Below are 6,949 nucleotides of genomic sequence, written 5' to 3'. Positions count from 1 at the left end.
CAAGGCTCGCGCCCGGCACACCTGCAGTGTACCTAGTTCAGCGCCGTTCGTTCAGCCAGGGTCCGCCCTTGTGCAATTTCGTAACGCTGCCCATCAAACACGAACACCGCCCGTTCACCTTCGCCCCACTCGAGCACATGCCCCAGCACCTCGTCGCCGGGGGTCAAAATCCGCTGCTCACCCGTATCCATCTGCAACAGCCACACTTCCACGCTTGCTGTCGAGCCATCCTGACGACGCTCGATCACCCCTGTCACCTTCCACCGGTCATACGGCGGAGGTGCAGGTGGAGGCGCCACCGGAGGTTGCACCACCGGCGGAAGAGGCGGAGGGGCCGGAGGTGGTGCCGGAGGGACAAACACGTTGCGCAACGCCACACGCCTCGCATTCGCGATGACTTCCGCACTCGCCCCCACAATCTCTGGCGACGATGCCTCCGCTGGCGCCAGGTCGGGCGCGAACACGACCGAAAATGCAACATCCAACTGAAACTCGGTTCTCTCTCGGCCACGAGGCTCGATCGACACTCGATCGAGCCGATGTACCCAAGGCTGGCTCTGCACCGACGCCAGCGCCAACATCACCTGCTCCAGCGACCCATTCCCGCCAAACGTCCCCTTGATGACCGCAAAATCACGCGCCTCCGACAGAGAACGCCCCAGACGTGTCCGAAGCCTCGCGCCCGCAAGCGGTGTCCGCTCCGGCCTCGGACGCGCGTTGCTCACCTGCACTCCCTTCAACTGATGCCTTGCCCCGATCTCCTGCAAACCAGTCCTCAGACGATGCTCCACTTCGTCAAACTCTCGCCCGAGTTGCGTACTGCCAAAGGCCTTGAGTTCACCCTTGACACTGAACCATGCTTCCATAACGTCCTCGACGCGCGACTGAGTCCGTTCCATCTCTTCGATGTTCTTCCGCAATACGGCCGCCGGCTTGAAATACATCCGCTGAGCCAGCAGATTCCCCACACCGCCAGCCCCGACGAGAAACGCGACGATCGCAATCAGTCGAATGCGGCCACGCGTCACGATCCACCCCCCACTGGCTTCTCGGTCGCAGCGCGAGGCAGCCTCAGAGCGCTGGTCACCAGTTCCAGGTCATACCGATCCGCAACGTCTGCACCCCTGTTAAACACCGTGTGAAGCCGCTCGCCGAGCAACCGCTCTCGAAGATCAAGCGACATCTGTCGCGCGGTCACCCTTCCCGATATCGATGTCGCCACGCTTGTGTTCGTCGACCATTTACCCCCCGGGAACGCTGTGCCTTCATATCCGATGCTCGCCCCGAGACTCAACAGAAAGCGATCGGCCTGCGACTGCGCAGGATCAGGCAGGCGGTCGCTCAGCCACGCGATGTGCCCCACCCAATCGGGATCTGCCGAGTCCCACCGCTTGATGTGCTCTGCCCGCGCGAGCTCACCGAGAAACGCACGATACTCGAGATTGAGGGCATTGAGTTCTTCCGTGAGCGCCGATTCGCGATCCTTGAGAGCAGCCAGTTGGTTCTGCGCCCAGAGATATCCCGCCCCACCGACGACGATCACTCCCAGAATGCTTGCCAGCACCAGTTGTCGCCGACCTGCGCCCACATCCGGCGGCTTTCTCGGGTCCGCAAAATCCAGCCCGCCCGCGCCAGCGCCAGCTCGCAGCGCTAGGCCAAGCAACGGCAGGATCGTTGCTTGAGTCTGCTCGTCCACTTCAGGGCGAATGGCGACCCGCTCGGGCAACCCGCTACACCGCGCCGGAATTTCGAGCATTGCATGACAACGCGCCCGAATCTGCTCGGCCTCTCTGCCCTCGCCCAGCACAATGATCGACTCCAGATCCTCAGCACGCTGCGAAACGCGGTAACTCATCCATGTCCGTTTGGCTTCCACCGCAACCCGGCGCGCACTCTCATCGTCGCTGCCTCCGCCTTGCTCCGGTTCATCACGCAACAGCGGGAGCGACGCCTCGACCGACGCCCCACCCCACTCGGCCAAACGCGCAAAAAGCACGCGCCCGCTGCTCGCAACCACGAACTCCGTCGTCTCAGGCCCAGGCGCAACCACCAGCACCGGCCCCCCTTCATGTTCAGTCAGCGTCGCGATGCCTCCGCTCCGCAGTTGAAGCCCAGCAATCTTCAACCCCGCCGACTCCGCAACCGATGCATACCAGCCAATCCGCTCCTTGTGAATCGCCCCCGCGAGCACGCTCAGCGTTCCCGAGTCCGACTGCGGCGAAAGATCAATCGAATCGATCACCGCGTCGGTCATCGGCATCGTCAACTGACGCGCCAACTGGAAACGTACCGCCTCGCAGACCTCCGCCTCCGTCTCAATGCCCGACCGAGGCAGTTCCAGAATCTTGAGTACAACTTCGCCGCGTGACACCGCGAACAAGGCTCGCTGCGCCCCGATTCCTGCCTCACGCAGCACCGTCTTAAGCCACGCCCCCACTTGCGACGCCGTCCCCTGCGACACCCCTTCCGGACAAGGCGACGAGCACACCCGCTGAACCTTGACCCCACTTCGCGAAACCAGCACCTGCACCGCACACATTCTGTGGCGATCGAGCTCGATCAATACGACTTGCCCGCGCAACGCCCGCTTCAAGACCCACCCCCGTTCCGCCAACGACCGATGCGACGATCTACTGGATCGCCCGGCATCGCACGCTCCGGCTCAGGCTGTGGCTCGTCCTGCTCCGCCCTCACTTCGCGGGACGCCGTGCGCTCCGCACGCGCCGCCTCTCGCTCGGCGCGCCTGGCCGCTCGAGCTGCCTCTATTCGAGATCCAGCACCCTCTGCCGCCTCGTTCGCCGATGGCGTCCGAATCTCCTGCTCCAAAATATCCAGGCCAAGGTCGGACATCAGCAAAGCCTCATACGCCGCTGCGGGATCAGACGAAAGCACTTCAACCTCACGCTCGCGCAGCCGATGCGCCAGATCCAGCATCGTCACTTCCCGCAGATACGCAACACGCGCCCGCTCGCTCGAAACGTCGATCACCGCGTCGTACACCACTCGATTCGTCAAAGGCTTGTCAAACTGCGTGTCCCTTGCCACATCATCGAGCACCGACTGCGCCACGCCCGCAACCCGGTCCATCGGATCAAACTCCCGATATCCGGCTTCAATGCGCACACGCCACACCATCGACCGTGTCGTCACAAAGTCGATCATCTCCGCCAGTTCCGGCATCGTCAGCACGCCCTCATCGACAAGCCAGACCGGCGACAGCCGAGCTGTATCTGTCAACCTCGCTCGCAAATCCACAATATCCAGTGCCTTGCCAAAATCGATCCCCGGAAGCGTCACCAGCACTTCCACCGGCGCACGCAATACGTCCACCCGCCCCAGCCGGTACATGTCGTCTGATGTCGTCACCGAGTCAAGCACATTGCGAACGCCTGCACTATCTGACTGCACCTGGATCAGAAACTTCAGCAGCGTTTGATCGCTCGTAAAGACCGCGTTGCTCTCCATGACCTGCTTGACGATCGAGACCGCGTCCCGTCCCCATTGCTCCTCGACTGCTCGCTCAAGCCGATCAGACCACGGCACATTCAGGTTCAACCTCAGTTTCCCGCGCTTGGTCTCATCCTGAACCCCGACCTGTATATTCGGGTCGAAACTGAACACTGTCAGAAGGTCAATCAGTGCAGGCGTTCCGCTTGGTGACACACCGGCAGCACCCAAAGAGCGTGCTGCACCAGATCGCCCGGAAACCACTCCCGAACTCTGTCCCTCACCCGCTTCGAGTGGTCCATCCGCACCACCCCCCCGCAGTTCTTCAGGAACCTCAGCAAACCCGTACACCAGATCCGCCGGGAATCCTTCAATCCGAACCAGTTCCTCGACGCTCGTAAATGGCCTCCCATCAATGATCCGCTGCGCACGCTCCTCCGTTCCAATGCCGACCAGTTTCGCAAGCATCTCCTTCGTAGCGTAGTTCAAATCCAGCTTGCTTCCCTCGCTACGCATGAACTCTCCATCGCGCGAGGCCACCAGCCGCACCACGGCTTCTCGCCCGAACTCATCAACGAACAGCACCCACTCCTGATCGAGATCCACCGACTGACTCATGATCAACGCATCGCGCTCTTGCGCCAGTTGCGCCATGGCCGCCTGCACACCCGACCACGCAAGCGCCCTCGACTGTGTCTGCGCAAGCGTCACCTGGGCTGAAGACCGCTCAGCATCGGCCGACACCAGAAGCGTCACGCCGATCAACGCCGCCAGCGTAATCACCACAAGCACCGCCAGCAGCACAACTCCACGCCTCGAACCGCGCCTCATGACTGCGCCCCCCAGCCCACACTCGGGCCATCCGGCACCACAATCACACGCACCCGATCCGGCTCACGCTGCGGCACTTCAATCGGCTCACTAGCTGCATCGTCGCCAAATGCCTCATCGTCGATCGCGCCAAATCCCTCCCGAAAACTTGAACCCTCAAACCCGCGAAGATCCACCGCTGGCACGCGCACGCCGAACCACATCGCAACCTCGATCGCAACCGGCAACGCCCCATCGCGCGAAGAGTCAAACTCGCCTCGCCACGCCCGACCGTCGTAATACCGAAACTGCACATACTCGACCTGCGTTGAAAGCACCTGTGTCGTGCGCTCGCCGCCCGACAACACGTCCCACCGCGACGCCTCCAGGCTCGATTGACTTCCGCTCCATGAGAATCGCACGCCCTGAAGATCTCCAAGCACCGCGCCTGATGTCTGCCCGATCGGCAGCGTGACACTGCGCGAGAGCAGTGTCAACGTCGTCGGCGTACCCGAGATGCCAGCACCAAACCGTGACGCCCCCGCCAGCGTCGTCGTCAGGTCGCGTTCGATCGTTTCGAGCACGCCGATTCCGACTCTCGCCCGATCCGTCAACTCGACGATCCGATCTCGCTTGTTCATCAGGTCGAACAGAAAACTGTAGATCGCACCCGACAGAATCATCACGATCCCGATCGCGAGCAGCACTTCCAACAGCGAAAAACCGCGGCGGATCATCGGGCGCCTCCCGGTCGATCGGCCCCGCGACGCGCCGCATCCATCAACTCATCTTCTTCGCCCGCAATGTCATCAGGCGCAGACCCCATCCGCACCAACTGCCGAAGGGAATACGACGCTTCATCACGACTCGATCCCGCCGGCCCCGCCAGCCGCGCGGTGATGGTCACGAGCCAAAGCCCGGTTCCTTCGTGCGCTTCGGTCTCGATATCCAGAAACCACTCAAGCCCCGACCCGCGTGCCACAACCGATGCTTGCGGCGCACTGGCTGGTAGCAAATCATCAAACTCACCCGAGCCCACCAACGCATCCGGATCAAGAAATCGTGATTCATCCCACCGCGTGGCCGGACCATGCAGCGCAACCGGGTCCGCCAGCCCCGCCTCGATCATGGCCATCGTCGATCGCGCAAGATCGCACGCCTGCATCTGCCAGCGGGTGCGCTCCATCGACCCCACGCTCTGCAGAACGATCCCGCCCAGCGTCAAAGACGCCATCGCCAGAATCGCAAGAGCAATCATGGCTTCAAAAAGCAGAGCACCGCGTGCCCGCGACCTCACGGCAAACCTCGTGGCACAGGTTCCCTCGAAGCATCCCCCGATTCTTCCCCTTCGCGGATCGAAGGATCGAAGAGGTCAATCTCATCCTCGCTCTCCAGCATTGCCTGCGTGATGCGCGTCGCTGAAATCGAGCCAAGAAACGCATTGCTCGCAATGCGGGCAATCCGCTCGGGTGGCGTCACCAGATACACCGATTCGCCCGCGATTAATGTTCCATCCGGCAGAAAAATCGCAAGCGTAAATCGCTGTTTGCGTCGCTCGTCACTCGTCGTTTCGAAATCACCACGTGTAGCGCTTCCCAACGCCTTCGAACCGTCCGAAGGGTTGAGCAGCATCTCGCGCAGGTCGTCCGAGAGTCCCCGATACAACTGCACCCTCGGCCCGAGCGTCAACATGGTCTCAAGGCTGGCGAGAGTGACTCCTCCCGACTCGAACTCGTCATGTGCATCAGGTTCTTCCTCGATGGCTCGCACGACCCCTGCCAGATGATCTTCTTCCTCATCCGTATCGAGCCTCGACACGCCGATGACATACTCCGCCGAGGCGGCGTCCCAACGCGCCTCAAAGCGCAGAGGCGCGCTCGTGCGCTGCGATTCACTTCGGGCTACGGCACCCGTGCGCTCGATCTGGATCAGCAACTCGTCAAACGCAATGTTGCGCGACCGCGCCAAGACAAGCGGCAGCGTAACACCCGCGAGCGCCGCCACCAGCGCCACCGCAACAACCAACTCGAAGAGCGTCAGCGCGCGAGCCGACAGCGGGCGACGCGTCCTGCCGAGTCGCCTGTTCTGCAAGCCGAACCGCGAGGACTCATCCCCCCCGTCCGCTGCCCACGCCATCGAATCCGAACCCACTGGTGTCATCATCATCTGTCCACGCTTTGAGGTCGTCTTCGGTGCCGTCTTCGCCGTCTGGACCCACGGACCACAACGAATACCGCGCCGGGTCCTTGTCGCTCTGCTGCATGTACATCCACTCGCGGCCCCACCGATCCTTGGGTAGAGGCTCCTCGAGCTGAGCCTTCCACTTCGACTCATCCAGTTCCGGGTCGAGCGTCTCCGAACTCCACAGCACCGCTAGCCCCTCCTCATCCGTCGGGTAACGGTTGTACTCGAACCGGAACCACTTGAGCCCCGCTTTGAGGGTGTTCAGGTCTGTCTTGGTCAGGTTCACATTGGCCTGGTCGCGCCGGCTCAGAACTGCCACACTGACGATCGCGCCAAGGGCAAGCACGATCGCAAGCACGATCATCACCTCAATCAGGGTGAAGCCTCTCGACACACGCCGCACTGCATACCACTTCTTCTTCCTGAGCATGTTCATCCCTTTCTGTCCCGAACCGCCTCCGACCTTCACCACTGACAACCTGAGCCCGATTCTCTCGCATCTTTGCAT

General features: G+C 62.0%; 7 protein-coding genes. All 7 read right to left on the bottom strand.

Going from position 1 to position 6,949, the window contains the following annotated elements; genetic code table 11:
• Window positions 1-32 precede the first annotated feature (32 nt).
• Genes KF757_10310 through gspG form a run of 7 tightly spaced genes read right to left on the bottom strand, consistent with a single transcriptional unit; the run spans window position 33 to window position 6,871 of the window.
• Complete coding sequence (locus KF757_10310; GenBank protein MBX3323372.1) at window positions 33-1,028, bottom strand: hypothetical protein; 996 nt, start codon at window positions 1,026-1,028, stop codon at window positions 33-35.
• On the bottom strand, window positions 1,025-2,593 hold the full coding sequence (pilM, locus tag KF757_10305) for a pilus assembly protein PilM (protein MBX3323371.1): 1,569 nt from the start codon (window positions 2,591-2,593) through the stop codon (window positions 1,025-1,027). The genes KF757_10310 and pilM overlap by 4 nt, the downstream gene beginning before the upstream one ends.
• Complete coding sequence (locus tag KF757_10300; GenBank protein ID MBX3323370.1) at window positions 2,590-4,278, bottom strand: helix-hairpin-helix domain-containing protein; 1,689 nt, start codon at window positions 4,276-4,278, stop codon at window positions 2,590-2,592. Before KF757_10300 ends, pilM begins: the two co-directional genes overlap by 4 nt.
• Complete coding sequence (locus tag KF757_10295; protein ID MBX3323369.1) at window positions 4,275-4,994, bottom strand: prepilin-type N-terminal cleavage/methylation domain-containing protein; 720 nt, start codon at window positions 4,992-4,994, stop codon at window positions 4,275-4,277. Before KF757_10295 ends, KF757_10300 begins: the two co-directional genes overlap by 4 nt.
• Window positions 4,991-5,554, bottom strand: coding sequence for a hypothetical protein (locus KF757_10290; protein MBX3323368.1), 564 nt, complete (start codon window positions 5,552-5,554; stop codon window positions 4,991-4,993). Before KF757_10290 ends, KF757_10295 begins: the two co-directional genes overlap by 4 nt.
• Window positions 5,551-6,423: a hypothetical protein gene (locus tag KF757_10285; protein ID MBX3323367.1), complete on the bottom strand. Its 873-nt coding sequence runs from the start codon at window positions 6,421-6,423 to the stop codon at window positions 5,551-5,553. Before KF757_10285 ends, KF757_10290 begins: the two co-directional genes overlap by 4 nt.
• Window positions 6,365-6,871: a type II secretion system major pseudopilin GspG gene (gene gspG / locus KF757_10280; protein MBX3323366.1), complete on the bottom strand. Its 507-nt coding sequence runs from the start codon at window positions 6,869-6,871 to the stop codon at window positions 6,365-6,367. The genes KF757_10285 and gspG overlap by 59 nt, the downstream gene beginning before the upstream one ends.
• Window positions 6,872-6,949: the final 78 nt, after the last annotated feature.

Source organism: Phycisphaeraceae bacterium, from assembly GCA_019636795.1.
In the GTDB taxonomy this organism is placed as follows: Bacteria; Planctomycetota; Phycisphaerae; order Phycisphaerales; family UBA1924; genus JAHBWW01.
The sequence above is the reverse complement of the archived record's forward strand: the minus strand, read 5'-3'. Positions and strand labels throughout refer to the sequence as shown.